Origin of the sequence: Novosphingobium resinovorum, assembly GCF_027922145.1 — a bacterium.
Taxonomy (GTDB): domain Bacteria; phylum Pseudomonadota; class Alphaproteobacteria; order Sphingomonadales; family Sphingomonadaceae; genus Novosphingobium; species Novosphingobium resinovorum.
The window spans coordinates 250,254-269,613 of sequence record NZ_BSFC01000019.1 but is presented as its reverse complement, the minus strand read 5'-3'; the positions used below and the strand labels follow the sequence as shown (position 1 = coordinate 269,613).

The window sequence follows — 19,360 nt, the reverse complement described above, 5'->3', positions numbered from 1 at the left end:
CCGTGAAGGCTACCCAGAAGGAGTTCGCGGGCCTTGCCCAGCGTGCTGCCCGCGATGCCCGCGTTTTCTTCTTCTGCGGGCCTGACGAGTCGGGAGCTTCAGATGCAGCGGCGAAGATTCTCTCCCTGCTTCCCGAACCCGGCGAACGGATCGAAATGTCGGGTTCGGAACTGCGCCGCGACCCCGTCCGTCTCGGTGATGAGGCCCGTTCCACTTCCCTGTTCGGCGGCGCGCGCCACATATGGGTTCGCGCGCAGGGTGACGAGGCGCACGATGCCGTCCAGACCCTGCTGGAAAACGCTGTCGAGGGATGCCCGGTCCTGATCGTCGCGACCGGCGCCACGGACAAATCGCGGACCGCCAAGCTGCTTGCGGGACGGCCTGATGGCCTTGTTGCGATGTTCTATCCGCCGGACCTGGCTTCGGCGACCGCATCGGTACGGACGATGGCAAACGCTGCAGGCCTCAAGCTGGGCAGCGAGATCGCCGAACGCATCGCGCGCGGTGCAGGTCTCGATACGCGACTCGCCCGTTCGGAAGTGACTAAGCTGGCGCTTTATCTCGACGCATCGCCCGAAACTCCTCGGCCGGTCGCGGCAGGAGACCTCGACGCGATCGGCGCATCGACGGAGGATGACGATTTCGGCCCGCTCGTTGATGCGGTGCTCGGGGGAAAGCGTGACGCTATTGGTCCTGAACTGAGGCGGATGCGAGAGCAGGGTATGAACCCGGTCGGTCTTCTGCTTGCCTTCGAACGCAGAACGGCGCAACTCGCGGGCCTGAATGCCCGGTTGGGTGACGGCCGCGACGTTGCGGGATTCCTCAAGGCCGAAGCCGGCGCGCGGCGGATATTCTGGAAGGATCAGCCCGCACTGACGGCCCAGTTGCAGGTCTGGCGCGGGTATCGTCTCGAGCGCCTGGTCGCGCGCTTGGTAGCGCTTCACCAGACTTTGCTGGCTAACAGTCAGAACGCGGAACTGTTATTAGCTGACGGTCTTCTTACAATCGCAAGATCCGCGCGTCCTAATTCGAAACGACCGACAATTACCACGTCCTGACCGATTCCGCTTTTCGGGTTGCCTCTTCAGTACATACAGGCATATACCTATTGCGTCGCAGCATGACGTGCATGCTGCGCGCGCTGAGGTTCTGATGAGGGAGGCATTCAGCGTGAATTCGCAAGCCCGAGTGCTGCCAGCATGAATGCTCCGTTTGCAACAGGTGCGCTCGCCAAAGAGCGGATCGATATCGATGATCTGCTCGTCGCTCCGTCGCTCGAGCGGAGGCGCCTGCAGTGCTATCTTTCGCTGGTCGTGGGAGACATCGTATCGATTTTCATCGCTTTTGCGGCGACCGGCTATATACTTGCCGGTACGCAGGGGCTTGGTGAAAGCCTTGTCCATGCTCAACTGATCCTGCCGATCTTCCTGACACTGGCGCTTTACAACGGAGCCTATTCCACCGCCTCGCTGCAGGACGGATGGAAAGGGGTGTTTCGTGGGCTTGTGGCGATCGTCATCGCCGTGTTCGTCGTGGTCTTCGTGCAATTCCTGATCCGGCCCGATGCGGATGTTTCGCGTTCCGGCTTCAACGGGGGGGCATTGGCGGCGATGGCCGTCGTCGCGTGGATGCGACTGCAATTGCGCAGTTTCGTGCGCTGGCGTTGCGGCGACAACATCATCAACGAACTCATCATCGATGATGGTGGGCCTCAGGTGCAATTGCGTGGAGCGATCCGCATTTCAGCTGCCGGTATGGGGTTGAGGCCCAATCTCAACGACCCGAATGCTTTGGATCGTATCGGTCTCGTACTGCGCAACATTGATCGCGTGATAGTGAGCTGTCCTGCTGGACGTCGTGCGGAATGGGCCATGATGCTCAAGGGCGCTAACGTCGATGGCGAAGTGCTTGACGACGAGGTTGCGCGGCTTGGTGCTCAGGGCGCACGCGTTGTCGGCAAGCACGGCCTGCTGATGGTGTCAGCCGGGCCGCTCGGCTTGCGCGATCGCGCCGTCAAGCGCCTGTTCGATGTCGCGTTCGCGGGTGGCGCGATCCTTGCGCTCTCACCGCTTCTGATCGTTGTTGCTCTGGCAGTGAAGCTGCAGGATGGCGGCTCGGTATTCTTTACGCAGCGCCGCATGGGGCGCGGCAACCGCTTCTTCAACATGTACAAGTTCCGTTCGATGACGCAGTCGCTGGGTGATGCCACCGGTTCAGTTTCGGCTTCGAAGGACGACCAGCGGATCACGCGCGTGGGGCGCTTCATCCGGCGCACCAGTATCGACGAACTGCCGCAGTTGTTCAACGTGCTGCTCGGCGACATGAGCCTTGTCGGCCCGCGCCCGCATGCGACGGGATCGCTGGCCGGCGACAAGCTGTTCTGGGAAGTGGATCTGCGGTATTGGCAGCGCCATTCGCTGAAGCCCGGCTTGTCAGGTTTGGCGCAAGTGCGCGGTTTCCGAGGTGCGACCGACCACGAATCCGACCTCGTCAACCGCCTCCAGGCTGACCTGGAATACCTGGAGGGATGGACGATCATGCGCGATCTGCAGATCATCTTCCTGACCATGCGGGTCTTGGTGCACGACAGGGCGTTCTGATGCCGCTGCTTGCCGAGCTAGCCGAGCGGTACCCAAGTGGCACTACCGGCAGCATTACGCAGGCAAGTGTATATACTGTCGGCTATTCCGTTGGCTCTTACTATGGCTTGTCTGCCCAGCCAAAGGTTGCTGGGGGGAGGGAGCGACGCCAAGGTTTCAAGGGTCGAGGTTACCGGTTTGCGAACATGCAAGCCCCGCGCCAAGCCGATGTACGTGCAATTGAGTGCATCGCCTGTCGCGGAAGACAGGAAACCGATCTTAATGGACTGGTTCGGCGTTGCGTTCCAGAAGGGGAGGCGCCAGGTCACGTCTTCGCCGGCGGCATCAACCAGTACGGCATCGACGAACGTGGAGAAGCTGCCGCCGGTCTGCTGAGCGAACAGCCTCGGCAGCCCAGCGGTTCGGCGTCCTTCGAAGATCAGGGTATTCCAGCCCTGTGGTACGTTGACGGCCTTGACCATCTGGTATCCTGCGGCATTGAATGTCACCGAATGGCCGGTGAACGTGCTATAGCTGTCCGCTACCTCGGACAGGGTTGGAGGCGATCCGCCTCCTGATATCGCAGTGTCCGTCAGGCTCAGCGGCGTGGAGCCTGGCAGCAGATTTCCAGCGCTCGTTCGATCAATGACCGGATCTTCGATCTGGGCATCCTGGTACTGCATGGAGATTGCATGAAGTGATACTTCAGCTGTGAATGGCCAGGCCCCGCTCCATTTGAAACGCCCCCTGTTGACTATTGGCTTCCAATTGGCTGAGCCCATCATTGCCAACGCAAGTGTACAGTTGGTAAGCTTCACATTCTGAAGCCTCGGTAGCGACGCTTGACCGATGTATATGCTGCCTTTTCCCGTTCCGCCGGTCCCGCCGTGGTCTATGGTCTTACACTGATCGAAATGCACGCCAATTTCGATGAGATTTGCGATGTAATGACCATAGCCCTGCGCTGCTGCTGGCATTGCGCCGCCGGCGGCCGAATACCCGGGGGCACCTATTCCTTCGACATGTACCTATCGGCATTGAATGTTCTTGCAGGATCGGAGGTATGCTATGCCTGAGTCCACGGTCATTGCATCTACCTGCTCCAGGGTAAATTTATCGACACCCGAAATGGATCCGATCCCATTTACCTGTTGTATATAGAACTGGCGCATCGATAGCTGAGTGCTATCGCGACGTTCTGCTCCGCCGCCGATCTGGAATACTTGATCGACATTTATTATATCAATATTGGACATTTCAAGAAAGTCGATCTGGTCGGATATAATTAATCCTGTTCCTTGCCGCTGGTTTCCGTCGAGAGTATTGAAGTCAATGCAATTTGCTTTGATCTTCATCCCGGCACCCGGGTTGTTGGAAGAGTATCGAAAATCAAAGATCATGCAGTTTCCGCGGATCACAAGATCGCGAACGATGAGAGTGTGACTGACGTCCTTTTGCTTGTCGTTCTGGAAAACCGGGCGGGCGTAATCTGATCCGAAGTTGACGTTGAGCCGCGCGCCATTACCGATCACGACGCAGCGGTACGCCGGACACGTAAGGCTTCCGGTAATTTGGTAACTTGCTCCCTTGGCCAGTATCAAGCACCCGGTCGATAGAGCGGCCTGCAGGGCCACCGTATCGTCTCCCCCGCTCGGGAGAACAGGTGCGATACCAAGCGAAAGTTCGGAAACGGTCTGCAAGCTGTCGCCGCTTTCCGTGAAGATGAGTGCAGCACCTTTGCCCGGTTCGTTCGAGGCGAAGGAGCGCGCTTGCGCTACGGCCATTCCGCGCGCGATTACATCGATTGGCATGGATGTTCTCCAAACGAGAGCTGTGCGATGAATCTTTGGGTCGCTAGTCTATTGAGACAGGCGATATTGCAGGGAACCGGATGTCACATCGGCGATGAGGTAGAGCGCGGCTCCTGCTTCGTACTCCTCCCAGACGGCCTCGCAGGCGTTGGAAGTGAAACTGGCCCAAGGCTCGCCTGCCAGGGTAAGTGGCTGGAGCGTCGCGCCGCCATCGGTGGATCGCGCTATGATGACATTTCCCTGCCAGAGGCCCGCGAGCGTCAGGAAAACCGGCCGGGCTGCAGCAGGAATAAAGGGACCGGCAGTTGTCTGCGCCTGGACAGTTCCGGTAAGCGGCGAAGATGCGGGAGGCTGGACGGACGTGACCGGCAGCGGTCGGCTAGGTTCAACGATAGACAGGTCACCGCCGGACGACGCGGCAAAGCCTATGGCAAATGCGGGCGCATACCCGGCGGGCACGGAAATGGGACTGCTTGGCATCGGGACTCCTCGAAGTGAAGGATACCCGAAACCAATTACGCACATTATAGGCTGTAGGAAAATGTCTTTTGGTTAATTCATTAATCCGAACCAGGTCCGGAACTTACTTCCCGTTCTGCTTCGGCACCGAAAACGTACCCGAAACACGTCCGTTCGGTCCGGCAGACGCCGATGACACGCCGCTCTTGAGGTCCACTACCAGCCGTCCGCCGCGCAGGACGTCGCCGTTGCTGCGCTTGATGGTGGCATTGCCGGTCATCGTGATGATGCGCTGGTTGAAGTCGTAGACGCCGACATCACCCGTCGCAGTCTCGTCGGGACGGGATACGACAACGCCTCCGCTCGCGGTGATGCGCTGGATCTGCATTGAGCCCTGGTTGGTGAAGTTCACCACCGTGCGTGCCGCGCGCAGGCGCAGTTCCGCCTGCTTAACGTCAACGTTGCCGGAGAGGATCACCCGATCCTGCTTGTCCTGCAGTTCGATGCGGTCGGCGGCATAGTCCACCGGGGCGTTGGAGTTGTGACCGTTGAAGACCTGCGCGCCCAGTTGCTGCGACCCGGCAAGGGCGGCGAGGCCCAGCACCGGCAGGACCAGTGCGGTACGGTAGAGCATGCGGGGGGCGGCGATCATTGCGGTATCCTGAGTTTGCCCGGCGTCATGCGCAGGCGGGCGTTGCCTTCGAGGGTCACAGTGCGGTTCTCGAGGTCGGCTTTCATCGAGTCTGCACGGAAGGTGCCCGTCGGCACGGTGCCATCGACACCCCCTGTACCCACGGCCGTCTTCTGCTTCACGTCGATGGCCACGTTGCGCGTGGTCATCTTGTACCCGTCGGGCGCGGCGAAGTTGACCGGCCCATCGACGGCGATCTGCTCGCTGTCGTAGTTGTAGGCGCCGCGCGGGGCGACGATTTCAGCCGGGCCGTCGTTGAGGTTCATCAGGGCCTTGAGGCCCAGCATCTCGACGATCGGCGTGGTCGCGCTCTTCTGCACGGCGGTTCCGGCGTTGACGGTGAAGTCGCGGTTCTTGTTGTCCTTGCCGCGATAGGCGGCATTGTCGGCGCGCAGGCGTTCGCTGGTGATCGCAACCTTGTTGCGGTCGAGCAGGAAGCTGATCTCGCCGCGCGGAGACAGCGGCACCAGGATCATCACTGCAGCGACAAGGCCGATACCCGCCGGGAGCACCTTCGCCAGCATTCCGACGAGCCGATCATGCGAGCCGCCGGGCGCGGCGAAGTGCCTACGGCGGTTCTGGATCTTGATGGCTTCGACGGACATGGCTTTTCAGGTAACTCCCGTGGACGGGTCAGGCTGCTTCGTGGCTGAAGATGTCGTGGTCCGGCCAGCCTGCAAGGTCCAGTCGGGCGCGCGCCGGAAGGAAATCGAAACAGGCCTGGGCGAGATCGGTGCGGTTCTCCCGCGCCAGACGAACCACGAGGATTTCGTGCATCGCATGCAGGTAGCGCACGTCCGACGCGGCGTAGTCCTTCTGCGCCTCGGTGAGTTCGGGGGCGCCCCAGTCGCTCGACTGCTGCTGCTTGGACACTTCCTTGCCAAGCAGTTCGCGCACGAGGTCCTTCAGGCCGTGGCGGTCGGTATAGGTGCGCACCATCTTGCTGGCGATCTTGGTGCAGAACACCGGCGCGGCGGTGACGCCGAGGTAATGCTCGATCGCGGCAAGGTCGAAGCGGGCGAAGTGGTACAGCTTCAGGCGCGCCGGATCAGCCAGAACGGCCTTCAGGTTCGGGGCGGCGTAATCGCTGCCGGGCTTGAAGCGGACGAGATGCTCGTCGCCCTTGCCATCCGAAATCTGCACGACGCAGAGCCGGTCACGGGCGGTGATGAGGCCCATGGTCTCGGTGTCGATAGCGACGGGACCCGGCGCGAGCACGCCTTCGGGGAGATCTTCTTCGTGGAGATGGACAGCCATGATCCGAAAATGCTTAGGGACTGGCTGGCGGTTTCGCAATGGCGCGCGCACTGCCGCGCGGGTTTTTCGGAAAGGTTGAGGGCATGTCGGCAACACAGGACGTCCAGGCCGTTCCGGAGAGCTGGGCTTCCGCGCTGGGGCCGGTGCTGGCGACGCCCGAGGCGCGCAGGCTGGGCGGCTGGCTCAAGGCCGAGGAAGCGGCGGGCAAGGTGATCTATCCCCCGCGCGGCACCCGGCTGCGGGCTCTGGAACTTACCCCGCTCGATCAGGTGCGCGTGGTGATCCTGGGGCAGGACCCCTACCACGGGCCGGGGCAGGCACATGGCCTGTCGTTCTCGGTGCAGGAGGGGGTGAAAGTGCCGCCCTCGCTGGTCAACATCTACAAGGAATTGGCGACCGACTGCGGTGTTGCGGCGCCGGGACACGGCAATCTGGAGCACTGGGCGCGGCAGGGCGTGCTGCTGCTCAACAACGCGCTGACGGTGGAGGCCGGGCAGGCCGGTTCGCACCAGAAGCGCGGCTGGGAAGCGATCACCGACGCGGCCGTTGCGGCAGTGGCGGCGAAAGCGGAGCCCTGCGTATTCATGCTGTGGGGCAGCCATGCGAAGAAGAAGGCACTGAGCGTGCCGGGGCTGATGGAGAGCCATCATCTGGTGCTGACGGCGCCGCATCCGAGCCCGCTGTCGGCTTATCAGGGATTCTTCGGCTGCGGGCATTTCAGCCGGGCCAATGCGTTTCTCGCGGAGCATGGGCGCGGCACGATCGACTGGTGATTCCGAATTCGTCGTCCCGGACGACGAGTCAGGCCGAACGGCCCTCTACCGCCTCGTCCATCACGTAGTGGCTCATCGCGCCGCCGACCGAGAGATCACCGAAGCAGGCCCGGAACCTGCCGAATGCTTCAAGCGTGCGGGCGTTCTGGTGCGCTTCCATCGATGTCCACACGACGTTGAAGGTGAACTTCGAGGGGTTCTCCACCCCGCGTCCGAAGCGGGCGGAGACCACGCCCTCGCAGGTGGCGAGGTGGGCTATCCCGGCATCACGCATGGCGCTGGCGAACTGGTCTTCGGCTCCGGGACGTACTTCGATTTCCGCGATTTCGAGCAGCATGACGGGTCTCCCTTTAGGTGCGGAGAGAGCCGGGCGACGGGTTCGGGGTCAAGGCGGCGGGAGAAGTGATCGCGCGGGCGTGATGCGTGCGGCGAAGGCTTCGGCAAGCTCAGCCTGAGCGGGTTGGAGAGCAGTTCTTTAAATTCCGCTCAGGCTGAGCATGTCGAAGCCCCATAGGCAAGGCGCAACGAAAAAGGGGCGCGCCTTGCAGCACGCCCCCTCTCAATCCGACAACGCCGCAAATCAGCGCGGCAGCTGGCTCACGCCCATCAGCGCCTCGTCCACCGAACGCGCGCACTGGCGGCCTTCGCGAATCGCCCAAACGACCAGCGATTGACCGCGGCGCATGTCGCCGCAGGACCAGATCTTCTCGTCGCTGGTGCGGTATTCGAAGACGTTCGCCTTCACGTTGCCGCGCGCGTCCAGTTCGACGCCCGACTGGTCGAGCATGCCGGCCTTGCGCGGGCCGAGGAAGCCCATGGCGAGGAAGATCAGGTCGGCTTCGAGCGTGAACTCGCTGCCTTCGATCTCCTGCATCTTGCCGCCCTTCCACTCGACGCGGACGCATTCGAGGCCCTTGACGTCGTTGTCGCCGATGACGCGCTTGGTCAGCACGGCCCAGTCGCGGGTCGCACCTTCCTCGTGGCTGGAAGAGGTGCGCAGCTTGAGCGGCCAGAACGGCCACGACAGCGCCTTGTCTTCCATCGTCGGCGGCTTGGGCATGATCTCCAGCTGGGTCACCGAAGCGGCGCCCTGGCGGTTGGAGGTGCCGACGCAGTCCGAACCGGTATCGCCGCCGCCGATGACGATGACGTGCTTGCCGGTGGCCGACAGGGTGCCGCGCGGGGCGGCGCGCAGTTCGTCGTCGCCGGCGTTGCGCTTGTTCTGCTGGGTCAGGAACTCCATCGCGTAGCGCACGCCGGGAAGCTCGAAGCCGGGGATCGCGAGCGGGCGCGGGTCTTCCGCGCCGCCGGCGAAGACCACCGCGTCGAAGTTCTCCTTGAGCGAGGCGACCGAGACGGTAACGCCCACTTCAACCGACGTCTTGATCTCCACACCTTCCGCCATCATCTGCACGAGGCGGCGGTTGATGAGGTGCTTCTCCATCTTGAAGTCGGGGATGCCGTAACGCATCAGCCCGCCGACGCGGTCGTTCTTCTCGAACAGGGTGACCGAGTGACCGGCGCGGGCGAGCTGCTGGGCGCAGGCCATGCCCGCCGGGCCAGAGCCGACGACGGCGACCGACTTGCCGGTGCGCTTTTCGGGTACCTGCGGCGTGATCCACCCTTCCTGCCATCCCTTGTCGACGATCGCGCATTCCACCGACTTGATGGTCACGGGCTCGTCGATGATGTTGAGCGTGCAGGCCGCCTCGCACGGGGCGGGGCAGATGCGGCCGGTGAACTCGGGGAAGTTGTTGGTCGAGTGGAGGACTTCCAGCGCGTTCTTGAAGTCGTCCTCGTAGACCAGGTGATTCCAGTCGGGGATGATGTTGTTGACCGGGCAGCCGGTGTGGCAGTGCGGCACGCCGCAGTTCATGCAGCGCGACGCCTGTGCCTTCAGCGCCTCGGGCGAGAGGGGGACGACGAACTCGTTGTAGTTCTTGAGGCGATCCTCGACCGGACCGTACGTGCGGTCCTTGCGGTCGAGTTCGAGGAAGCCGGTTTCCTTGCCCATCTTGATACGTTCCTAAATCTTATTCTGCTGCGACCGAGGCGGCTTCGAGGCGTTCGGCCTCCTGCTGGCGCAGGGCCTTCGCGAAGTCGCGCGGCATCACCTTGACGAACTTGCCCAGCGTGGTTGCCCAATCGTCGAGCAATGCGCGGGCTCGCTTCGAGCCGGTGTGCAGGTGGTGGCGTTCGAGCAGGATGCGCAGGCGCTCCGCATCGTGGCGCAGCATGTCGCCCATGCCCAGGTCGCGGACCGAGACGGTGCGCTGCTGGGGACGACCCGTGCCTTCGTCCTCGTCGGCTTCGGCGGAGATCGGCTGCAGATCCACCATCGAGGGGTTGACCAGCTTCGCGAACTCGCCGTCCTCGTCGTAGACGTAGGCGATGCCGCCCGACATGCCCGCCGCGAAGTTGCGGCCGGTCTTGCCCAGCACCATCACGACGCCGCCGGTCATGTACTCGCAGCCATGGTCGCCGCAGCCTTCGACGACCGCGATCGCGCCCGAGTTGCGGACCGCGAAACGCTCGCCGCCGACGCCGTTGAAGAACGCCTCACCGGAAATCGCGCCGTAGAGCACGGTGTTGCCGACGATGATGTTCTTGAGCGGGTCACGGTTCACATGGCTCGGCTGGCGCACGATCACGCGGCCGCCCGAGAGGCCCTTGCCGACATAGTCGTTGGCATCGCCGGTCAGGTCGAGCGTGACGCCGTGGGCAAGCCAGGCGGCGAAGCTCTGGCCGGCGACGCCGGTGAGCTTCACGTTGATCGTGTTGTCGGGCAGGCCGTCATGGCCGTAGCGACGGGCGACTTCACCCGAAAGCATCGCGCCGACCGTGCGGTTGACGTTGATGACGGGCTTTTCGATGCGGACGGCTTCGCGCTTTTCCAGAGCATCGGCAGCGCCCTCGATCAGCGCGTTATCCAGCGCGTGTTCGAGGCCGTGGTCCTGCACTTCGCTCCAGCCCAGCGAGGGGCCGTCGCCCAGCGGTGCCTGGTAGAGCACCTTGGAGAGATCGACGCCCTTGGCCTTCCAGTGGCTGATGGCCTTCTTCATGTCGAGGCGATCGACGCGGCCGACCATCTCGGGGATGGTGCGGAAGCCGAGTTCGGCCATGATCGCGCGCAGTTCTTCCGCCACGAAGAAGAAGTAGTTGATGACGTGCTCGGGCTGGCCGGTGAAGCGCGCGCGCAGCACCGGGTTCTGCGTGGCGACACCCACCGGGCAGGTGTTGAGGTGGCACTTGCGCATCATGATGCAGCCCGCCGCGATCAGCGGCGCGGTGGCGAAGCCGAATTCCTCGGCGCCGAGCAGCGCGGCAACCGCGACGTCACGGCCGGTGCGCAGGCCGCCGTCGGCCTGGACCACCACGCGGCTGCGCAGGTTGTTGAGCAGCAGGGTCTGCTGGGTCTCGGCCAGGCCGATCTCCCAGGGCGAACCCGCGTGCGTCAGCGAGGTCAGCGGCGAAGCGCCGGTGCCGCCTTCGTAGCCCGAGATCGTGATGTGGTCCGCGCGCGCCTTGGAGACGCCAGCCGCAACCGTGCCCACGCCCACTTCGGACACCAGCTTGACCGAGACGCGGCTGGTCGGGTTCACGTTCTTGAGATCGTGAATGAGCTGCGCGATGTCTTCGATCGAGTAGATGTCGTGGTGCGGCGGCGGCGAGATCAGGCCGACGCCCGGGGTCGAGTGACGGGTCGCGCCGATGGTCTTGTCCACCTTGTCGCCCGGCAGCTGGCCACCTTCGCCGGGCTTCGCGCCCTGCGCCATCTTGATCTGGATGTCGTCGGCGTTGACCAGGTACTCGGTGGTGACGCCGAAGCGGCCCGAAGCAACCTGCTTGATCGACGAGCGCATGGTGTCGCCGTTGTCCAGCGGCTTGAAGCGCTTGGGGTCTTCGCCGCCTTCGCCGGTGTTCGACTTGCCGCCGATGCGGTTCATCGCCACGGCCAGCGTGGTGTGCGCTTCCCAGCTGATCGAGCCGTAGCTCATCGCGCCGGTGGCGAAGCGCTTCACGATCTCGCTCGCGGGCTCGACGTCGTCGATGTGGATCGACTGGCCGGGCACGAAGTCCATCAGGCCACGGATCGTGAGCATGCGCTCCGACTGGTCGTTGATGGTCTGCGCGAAGGCGCGGTACTTTTCAGGCACGTTGCCGCGGACGGCGTGCTGGAGCAGGCCGATGTTCTCGCTGGTCCAGGCATGTTCCTCGCCGCGCACGCGCGATCCGTAGATGCCGCCCACGTCGAGCATGTTCTTGAAGACCGGGTTGTCGCCGTAGGCCGCATCGTGGCGGCGCACGGTTTCTTCCGCGATCTCGGCAAGGCCCGCACCCTCGATGGTGGTGGCGGTTCCGGAGAAGTATTTGTCGACGAACGCGGTGGACAGGCCGACCGCGTCGAAGATCTGCGCGCCGCAGTACGACTGGTAGGTCGAGATGCCCATCTTGGACATGACCTTACGGATGCCCTTGCCGATGGCGTAGACGTAGTTCTTCGCCGCCTGCTCGGCCGAGACCGGCAGGTTCTTGCGCACCCGCATTTCCTCGATGGTCTCGAGCGCGAGGTAGGGATTGATCGCTTCGGCGCCGTAGCCTGCCAGAGCGCAGAAGTGATGCACTTCGCGCGCTTCGCCGGTTTCCACGACAAGGCCGGTCTGCATGCGCAGGCCCTGGCGGACGAGGTGGTGGTGGACGGCTGCCGTCGCCAGCAGAGCGGGCATGGCGATCCGGTCCGGGCCGACGCTGCGGTCGGACAGGATCAGGATGTTCTTGTCCGCCAGCACCGCTTCGGTCGCGGCCCAGCACATTTCCTTGATTGCCAGCTCAAGCCCTGCGGCGCCGGTCTTGGCGTCCCAGGTCATGTCGATGGTGCCGGTGCGGAACGCGCCGTCGAGCGCGGCCTCCACCGAGCGGATCTTGGCGAGGCCAAGGTCGGTCAGGATCGGCTGGCTGACTTCGAGGCGCTTGTGCGTCCCGGCGTCATGACCCAGCAGGTTCGGGCGCGGGCCGATCATGGTGACCAGGCTCATCACCAGTTCCTCGCGGATCGGGTCGATCGGCGGGTTGGTGACCTGCGCGAAGTTCTGCTTGAAGTAGTCGTAGAGCAGTCGCGACTTGTGCGACAGCACCGGGATCGGCGTGTCGGTGCCCATCGAGCCGAGCGGATCGTCGGCGTTGACGGCCATCGGTTCGAGGAAGCGGGTGGTGTCTTCCTGCGTGTAGCCGAACGCCTGCTGGCGATCGAGCAGCGTGCCGGTTGGCTTGGGCAGCTCGGCCAGTTCGGGTTCGATCACGTCGAGATCGGCCAGCTTGTACTGCGTGCGGTCGAGCCACTCTTCGTAGGGCTCGGCCTCGGCCAGCTTGGTCTTGATCTCCTCGTCCTCGATGATGCGGCCTTCCTCGAAGTCGATCAGCAGCATGCGGCCGGGCTGGAGACGCCACTTGCGCACGATGTTGTCTTCCTTGATCGGAAGGACGCCGCTCTCGGACGCCATGACGCACAGGTCGTCGTCGGTGACGAGGAAGCGCGCGGGGCGCAACCCGTTGCGGTCCAGCGTGGCGCCGATCTGGCGGCCATCGGTGAAGGCGACGGCGGCGGGGCCGTCCCACGGCTCCATCAGCGCGGCGTGATATTCGTAGAACGCGCGGCGTTCCGGGGTCATCAGCGGGTTGCCCGCCCACGCCTCGGGCACCAGGATCATCATGGCGTGAACCATGGAGTATCCGCCCGCGATCAGCAGTTCGAGCGCGTTGTCGAGGCACGCGGTGTCCGACTGGCCGTGCGGGATCAGCGGCCACATCTTGTCGAGATCGGCGCCGAGCAGCTCGGATTCCATGGTGCGGCGGCGCGCATTCATCCAGTTCACGTTGCCGCGAACGGTGTTGATCTCGCCGTTGTGCGCCATGAAGCGGAACGGGTGCGCCAGCTTCCAGCTCGGGAAGGTGTTGGTCGAGAAGCGCTGGTGCACGAGGCCGAGGGCCGAGACGAATTCCGGGTTGCGCAGGTCGTCGTAGAACGAGCCCACCTGGGTCGCCAGCAGCAGGCCCTTGTAGACGATCGTGCGGGTCGAGAAGCTGGGCATGTACAGCTCGGTGAGCCCCGGCATGTCATGCTTCTCGGCCAGCGCCGCCAGCGGGTTCTGGGTCTGCTTGCGGATCGCCAGGATCTTGCGCTCGAAGGCGTTCTGGTCGGCGCAGCTTTCACCGCGCCCGACGATGCACTGGCGGATCACCGGCATCGATTCGAGCACGGTCTTGCCGAGGCCGTCAGTGGTGACGGGCACGTCGCGCCAGCCGATCAGGTGCTGGCCTTCCTTCTTGATGAACTTCTCGAACACCGAGACGATCATCTCGCGCGAGGCGTCGTCCTGCGGCAGGAAGCACATGGCGACCGCGTAGTCGCCCGCCTGCGGCAGTTCGAGGCCCTCGGAAGTGGCCCAGGTGCGCAGCAGCTGGTCGGGAATCTGGGTCAGGATGCCCGCGCCGTCGCCCAGCAAGGGGTCGGCGCCCACCGCACCGCGGTGGTCGATGTTTTTCAGAATCTCCAGAGCCTGGGTAATGATCGCGTGGTTTTTCTGGCCCTTGATATGGGCGACGAAGCCCACACCGCAGGCGTCGTGTTCATTGCGCGCGTCATAGAGGCCCTGGGGCTTAGGAAATCCCATCGATATAAACCCATCCTGTGTTTTTTTGGCGGGCGTCACTTGGGCATGCCTGCGGATTCGCACCGAATCGTGCGAACGACCCCACGCGGCATAGTGACCCCACGGTCCCCATGACGATTCAGGGACCGTTTTGCAATGGCGAACACGGCTAGCTGCGCAGCAAGATGGCGTGGATGACGGATTTCCCGGCATTTTATTATCAAAAACCCCGCCCGGATTGCGCCGGACGGGGGTTTTCGAATCCGCTTGAGGTGGTCGAAGGGCGGTTTCAGGCCGCTCCGCTCATGCGCTGCAGCGTGGCGAGCGCCGCGCGCAGGGCGCGTTCGGTGGCCTCCGGATCGTTGCGCGGGGCGTCGAAGGGCCGCTCCTCATAGTCCGCCGGAGCTTCGCCGGTAGGGTCGGGGAGAAGGACCGGGCGGCCGAACGGCACGGATTCCTGGCTTTCCTCCTGGATTTCCTCGGCGGAGTCCACCGGGGTGGCATGGGCGAGCTCGTCGCCTGCCTCGTCGGGGTCGCCGAACTGGAGGAACGGCTTGCGGACGGCTGCGTGGCGCGAAAGGTTGAACAGCGAGGCATAGCCCTGCTGCAGGACCGAGTCCTCCTCCTCGTCTTCAGCGGCTTCCGGTTCCGCCTCGAAGGCGGTGTGCGGGAACGGGCTGCTGGGGAAGGGGATGGCCGCGTGCGGGTCGAAGCGCTCGTCAAAGCCCGGGCGCTCTTCGCTCGAGGTGAGGCCGATGTGGCGGGGCGGAACAAAGCCTTCCAGCGGCTCGACGGCATCGTCGATCGGATCGAGCGCGATCGGGCGCAGCGCGCTGGGTACGGCGGCGGGCCACGACGGGGCGGGTTCCGGCAGATGAGCTTCGACGTAACCGTCCTGCGCTTCGGGCTCAGCCTCGACGATCGGCGCGGCGAATGGCGCGACGATGGCCTGCGGGATCACGACGGCTACCTCGGCGGCGCGGCGCGCATCCTCGCGGCGGCGCTCCATGGCGAGCGCGAGGCGTTCGAGCAGTTCGACCTGCGACAGCGAGCCGAGGTCGGCATCGGCGATGCGGGCGCTCGAACGCGGTTCCTCCACGGTATCAACGAAAGTTTCGGCCGGAGCTTCCGGTTCCGCTTCGAAGGGAGCCGCGAACGGCGCGGGCTCTTCGTGGAAAGCAACGATCTCGATGCCGGAGGGCGCTTCGTCGGAAGGCGATTCTTCCGCAGCAGATGCCGCGAAGGCCGGTACGGACCACGCAGCTGCCTCTTCCGCTTCGAATTCGGCCTCGGGCGCGCCCCAGTCGCCTTGCGGCAGGCGCGGCAGCAGCTTGAAGCCGGGCGCGGCCCTTTCGAGGCTGGAAGTGGCGCCGGCCAAAGGCTCTTCGACCGTTTCCGGCACCGCATCGGCCTTTACGTCGCTGCGGGGCGAGAATTCACGTGAATAGGCTTCGAACAGACGGCTGCCGACGGGCGCTTCGACGTGTTCGCGAGCAGCCTCCTCGGCGGCGTCGAGTTCGGCCTTGAAGATCTGTGCGCCGGGAGGCGTCGTGAACACGCCGCGATCGGCGCCGAACGTCGATTCGGGCTCGCGCCAGGCGGTTTCGGCATCGAGCCATGCAGGCAGGTTGTCGTCCTCGTCGGCATCGTCGGCGGTGCTGTCGATGGCGGCGGCTTCCACCGGGCGACGGAACACGGGCTGGTCGTGGCCTTCGTCGAAGCTGTCGATGTCGAAATCGGCGACGTTGAGGATGCGAGGGTCGGTCGGTGCGCCGGGCAGCGGTGCGTGCTCTTCGGCGACGGGGGCCGCTTCGGGCTCGATGGCGAGGGCACGGCGGCGACGCGCGGTCGGCGCGGGTGCGGCGGCGGCCTGCTCGATCTCATCGCCTTCGGCGGCGTCGGTTGCGGGCAGGGCGGCGGGGCGGGCGATGCGCCGGGCGATCAGGCCGCCGATCGCAGCGCCGAGGCCGGTCATGCCGAGCGCCAGCAGGATGCGCATCGTCGTGCCGAGCGGCGGCGCGGCCATCGGGATCACCTTGTCGATGCCAAGCGCCAGCACCAGTCCCTCCATCGTCGAGGAGCTGACGATCACGCTGCCGAGCCCGGCGAGCGCGCCGAACCACAGTGCGACGATCGCCGGGAACAGCGGGTGGCGCGTGATCGGCTGTCCGCCGGTTCCCGCGTTGGCGCCCGCGCCCTCGGTGCCGCTCTCGATGGTGAGCTTGGTGTCGGCCACTGCATTACCCTTATGTCTTGAACCGGGACCTGTGCTCACGCGGCGGCTCCCAGCCCTGCTTGATCGGTCTTTGCTGCCAGCATTTGGTAAACGAGAGGATAACGACGGGCATTCTCGGCCCAATCGTGGCGGGTTTCCACGTGCTTGCGGCCCGCAATCCGGTAGGATTCCCACTCGTCACGGGCATTGAGCAGCCGTGCCAGCGACTCGGCGCAGGCGGATGCATCGTCGGGGGTGAACAGCACTCCGGTCAAGCCGTCGGTGACAAGCTCGCGGTGGCCGCCCACGTCGCTGGCAGCGACGAGCTTGCCCTGTGCCATCGCCTCGAGAGGTTTGAGCGGCGTGACGAGGTCGGTCAGGCGGCTCTTCTTGCGCGGGTAGGCCATGACGTCGCACAGCGCGTAGTAGCGATCGACCTCGTGGTGCGGAACGCGGCCGACGAAGTGGATGGCCCCGGCTGCGGGCGAGGCTGCCGCCTGCGCGCGCAGGGCCTCCTCGCGCGGGCCGCCGCCGACCATCAGCAGCTTGGCGCGCGGCTGGCGGGCAACGAGAGCGGGCATCGCGTCGATCAGGACGTCGAGTCCTTCGTAGTCATAGAAGCTGCCAATGAAACCGATGACCGGGCCGTCGAAGCCGAGCTGCGCGGCAAACGCCTCGTCACGCGGCAGCGGCGTGCCGAACAGGGCAAGGTCGACGCCATTGGGCATGACGGTGATCTTGTCCTCGGAAATCCCGCGCGTGGCGAGGTCGGCGCGCAGCCCCTCGCAGATCGTCACCACCGCGTCGGCCTTGCGCACCACATGCGTTTCGAGCGCATGGGTGAGGCGGTATTTGAGCGAACCCTCGCTGCCGGTGCCGTTGCCGACGGCGGCGTCCTCCCAGAAAGCGCGAATCTCGTAGACGAGGGGAATGCCGTACTTGCGGGCGACCTTGAGCGCGGCCTGTCCGCACAGGACCGGCGAATGGGCGTGGATAACGTCGGGACGCCACTGCTGCACCACCTTCTCGATTCCCGCCGCGAACAGGGCGATCTCACGCCACTCGCGCACGACCGGAGGGCCTGAAACCTTACTGCCGACGCGGTGGAACAGGAGGCCGTCGTGCTCCTCGACCACGCTGCCGCCTTCATTGTAGCGCGGGCCGGTCACGCCGCGCACGTCGAGGCCCAGCGCCTGCTGCGCTTTCAGGATCGCGCGCGTGCGGAAGGTATAGCCGCTGTGGATCGGCAGCGAATGGTCGAGCACGTGAAGGATGCGGGTCATAAGCTGCATTTCCTAGCGGGGAACGCTTAACGCGCCGTCAACTTGGCGCTGCTAACGCGGCTGTCGATGGTCGACATCCTTGCCCTTGCCATATCGCACGGACTGCTGCTGCTCGCCGCATGGCGCTTGCTGTGGCGGCCAGACCTCGATTCGGAAGGGACCGATTCGCAGGCCCGCCCAGGCCGCAAGCCCGGAACGCCGATGCGCGTCAATCGAGTGGCGGGTGAAGAGGAGGAGCACGGCGATGCTTAACCTCGCGCTGACCGGCTTTTTCGCGGCGATGATGTTGCTCGGCTTCAAGCGGCCGTTCCTCTGGGTGCTGTGCTACCTCTACGTCGACATTGTCGCGCCGCAGATCATCTCGTGGGGTTTCCTGACGCGCCTGCCGATCTCGCTGATCGCCTTTTCGGCGGCGTTCCTCGGCTGGCTGGTGTTCGACGACAAGCGCGATTCGCGATTCACCTGGCGGCAGGGCCTGATCGGGCTGCTACTGCTCTACTGCGCGATAACGACGTTCACCGCCGACTATCCCGAGGAAGCGCTGACAAAGTGGTCGTGGGTGTGGAAGGCGCTGGTCTTCGCGCTGTTCCTGCCGATGACCTTGCGCACGCGGCTGCGAATCGAGGCGGTGGCGCTGGCCATGGTGCTCTCGGCCAGTGCGCTGATCATCGATGGCGGGCTCAAGACGGCGATGGGCGGTGGCGGTTACGGCAGCCTCATCATCTTCGTGGAGAACAACACCGGGCTCTATGAGGGCTCGATCATCTCCTGCGTCGCCATCGCGCTGATTCCGGTGGCGGTGTGGCTGGCGCGATACGGCACGATTTTTCTGCCGGACTGGCGGGTCTGGCTGTTCACCGGCGCGCTGATCTTCGCCTGCTCGCTGATCCCGATCGGCACCCAGGCGCGCACCGGCCTTGTCTGCCTCGCTATCCTGTGCGGCCTCTATCTGCGCACGGCGAAGAACCGCGTGCTGATCTCCGCAGGCATGGCACTGGCGCTGGTAGTGGCCGTGCCGTTCCTGCCGCAATCCTATCTGCAGCGGATGAACACGATCGAGGATCACAAGTCCGACCAGTCCGCCAGCACCCGAATCGGCGTGTGGAAGTGGACGCTGGGCTACGTGAAGGACCACCCGATGGGCGGTGGCTTCGAAGTCTACCTGTCCAGCAAGGTTGCCTACGACACCGTCTCCAGCCAGACTACCGGCAGCAACGTGACGATCACCCGCACCCCCGTCATCGAAACCGGGCGCGCGTTCCACTCCAGCTACTTCGAGATGCTGGGCGAACAGGGCTATCCGGGCTTCGCGTTGTGGCTGTTGTTGCAGATTTCGGGCGTCGTGCAGATGGAGCTGATTCGCCGACGCTGGAAGGGCCGCAAGGAGCCCGACGAGGCTTGGGCCGCACCGCTCGCGGTGGCGCTGCAACTGGCGCAGGTGGTCTACATGATCGGCTCGCTGTTCGTCGGCATCGCCTTCCAGCCCTTCATCCTGATGCTGGTCGGGCTGCAGTGCGGGCTGTGGAGCTACCTCAAGCGCATCGACCGCCCGGCTGAGCGCGTGCGCCGTGGCCGGCAGCCGATGCGGGTGGCGAATGCCGCGGCGGGTTAAGAATCGGCTCGCCTCAAATCGTTTGCACTT

At 64.5% G+C, this 19,360-nt stretch carries 16 protein-coding genes; 5 read left to right on the top strand and 11 right to left on the bottom strand.

Translation table 11 applies throughout. The features are described 5' to 3' along the window. Window positions 1-2: 2 nt before the first annotated feature. Complete coding sequence (gene holA / locus PKE80_RS11210) at window positions 3-1,058, top strand: DNA polymerase III subunit delta (RefSeq protein ID WP_271182541.1); 1,056 nt, start codon at window positions 3-5, stop codon at window positions 1,056-1,058. Between the two features lie 141 nt (window positions 1,059-1,199). Further along, window positions 1,200-2,600 carry a sugar transferase gene (locus PKE80_RS11205; RefSeq protein ID WP_271182540.1) on the top strand — a complete coding sequence of 467 codons (1,401 nt, stop codon included), beginning with the start codon at window positions 1,200-1,202 and terminating at the stop codon, window positions 2,598-2,600. Between the two features lie 17 nt (window positions 2,601-2,617). Here PKE80_RS11205 and PKE80_RS11200 read toward each other — a convergent pair whose 3' ends face one another. The 6 genes from PKE80_RS11200 to PKE80_RS11175 form a co-directional block, all read right to left on the bottom strand. Continuing rightward, a complete protein-coding gene (locus PKE80_RS11200; protein ID WP_271182539.1) occupies window positions 2,618-3,556 on the bottom strand; it encodes a hypothetical protein in 939 nt (312 codons plus the stop codon). A gap of 51 nt (window positions 3,557-3,607) precedes the next feature. After that, window positions 3,608-4,390 (bottom strand): hypothetical protein, encoded by a 783-nt coding sequence (locus tag PKE80_RS11195; RefSeq protein WP_271182538.1) that lies wholly within the window; start codon window positions 4,388-4,390, stop codon window positions 3,608-3,610. 48 nt (window positions 4,391-4,438) lie between these two features. Continuing rightward, window positions 4,439-4,870: a hypothetical protein gene (locus PKE80_RS11190; protein ID WP_271182537.1), complete on the bottom strand. Its 432-nt coding sequence runs from the start codon at window positions 4,868-4,870 to the stop codon at window positions 4,439-4,441. A 103-nt stretch (window positions 4,871-4,973) separates the two neighbouring features. Continuing rightward, the gene (locus PKE80_RS11185) at window positions 4,974-5,501 is read right to left on the bottom strand and encodes an LptA/OstA family protein (RefSeq protein ID WP_271182536.1); all 528 of its coding nucleotides are present in this window, start codon (window positions 5,499-5,501) and stop codon (window positions 4,974-4,976) included. Beyond that, window positions 5,498-6,145 carry an LPS export ABC transporter periplasmic protein LptC gene (gene lptC / locus PKE80_RS11180; RefSeq protein WP_271182535.1) on the bottom strand — a complete coding sequence of 216 codons (648 nt, stop codon included), beginning with the start codon at window positions 6,143-6,145 and terminating at the stop codon, window positions 5,498-5,500. The genes PKE80_RS11185 and lptC overlap by 4 nt, the downstream gene beginning before the upstream one ends. 28 nt (window positions 6,146-6,173) lie before the next feature. Then, window positions 6,174-6,797, bottom strand: a complete 624-nt coding sequence (locus PKE80_RS11175; protein ID WP_271182534.1) for a ribonuclease D — start codon at window positions 6,795-6,797, stop codon at window positions 6,174-6,176. 83 nt (window positions 6,798-6,880) lie between these two features. On the opposite strand from PKE80_RS11175, the gene ung reads away from it, so the two are divergent. Then, on the top strand, window positions 6,881-7,570 hold the full coding sequence (gene ung, locus PKE80_RS11170; RefSeq protein ID WP_037521256.1) for a uracil-DNA glycosylase: 690 nt from the start codon (window positions 6,881-6,883) through the stop codon (window positions 7,568-7,570). A 28-nt stretch (window positions 7,571-7,598) separates the two neighbouring features. On the opposite strand, the gene PKE80_RS11165 is transcribed toward ung, so the two are convergent. The 5 genes from PKE80_RS11165 to PKE80_RS11145 form a co-directional block, all read right to left on the bottom strand. Beyond that, on the bottom strand, window positions 7,599-7,907 hold the full coding sequence (locus PKE80_RS11165; RefSeq protein ID WP_271182533.1) for a putative quinol monooxygenase: 309 nt from the start codon (window positions 7,905-7,907) through the stop codon (window positions 7,599-7,601). Window positions 7,908-8,150: 243 nt separating this feature from the next. Next, complete coding sequence (locus PKE80_RS11160) at window positions 8,151-9,584, bottom strand: glutamate synthase subunit beta (RefSeq protein WP_069708567.1); 1,434 nt, start codon at window positions 9,582-9,584, stop codon at window positions 8,151-8,153. Between the two features lie 19 nt (window positions 9,585-9,603). Further along, entirely contained in the window at window positions 9,604-14,241 is a 4,638-nt protein-coding gene (gltB, locus tag PKE80_RS11155) for a glutamate synthase large subunit (RefSeq protein ID WP_271182532.1), read from the bottom strand. Window positions 14,242-14,509: 268 nt separating this feature from the next. Beyond that, window positions 14,510-16,456, bottom strand: a complete 1,947-nt coding sequence (locus PKE80_RS11150; RefSeq protein ID WP_271182531.1) for a hypothetical protein — start codon at window positions 16,454-16,456, stop codon at window positions 14,510-14,512. Between the two features lie 35 nt (window positions 16,457-16,491). Beyond that, window positions 16,492-17,718 (bottom strand): TIGR04063 family PEP-CTERM/XrtA system glycosyltransferase, encoded by a 1,227-nt coding sequence (locus PKE80_RS11145; protein WP_271182530.1) that lies wholly within the window; start codon window positions 17,716-17,718, stop codon window positions 16,492-16,494. Between the two features lie 66 nt (window positions 17,719-17,784). Here PKE80_RS11145 and PKE80_RS11140 point away from each other — a divergent pair, with 66 nt between their 5' ends. Next, on the top strand, window positions 17,785-17,970 hold the full coding sequence (locus tag PKE80_RS11140; protein WP_271182529.1) for a hypothetical protein: 186 nt from the start codon (window positions 17,785-17,787) through the stop codon (window positions 17,968-17,970). Continuing rightward, a complete protein-coding gene (locus PKE80_RS11135) occupies window positions 17,963-19,330 on the top strand; it encodes a putative O-glycosylation ligase, exosortase A system-associated (RefSeq protein ID WP_271182528.1) in 1,368 nt (455 codons plus the stop codon). The genes PKE80_RS11140 and PKE80_RS11135 overlap by 8 nt, the downstream gene beginning before the upstream one ends. Window positions 19,331-19,360: the final 30 nt, after the last annotated feature.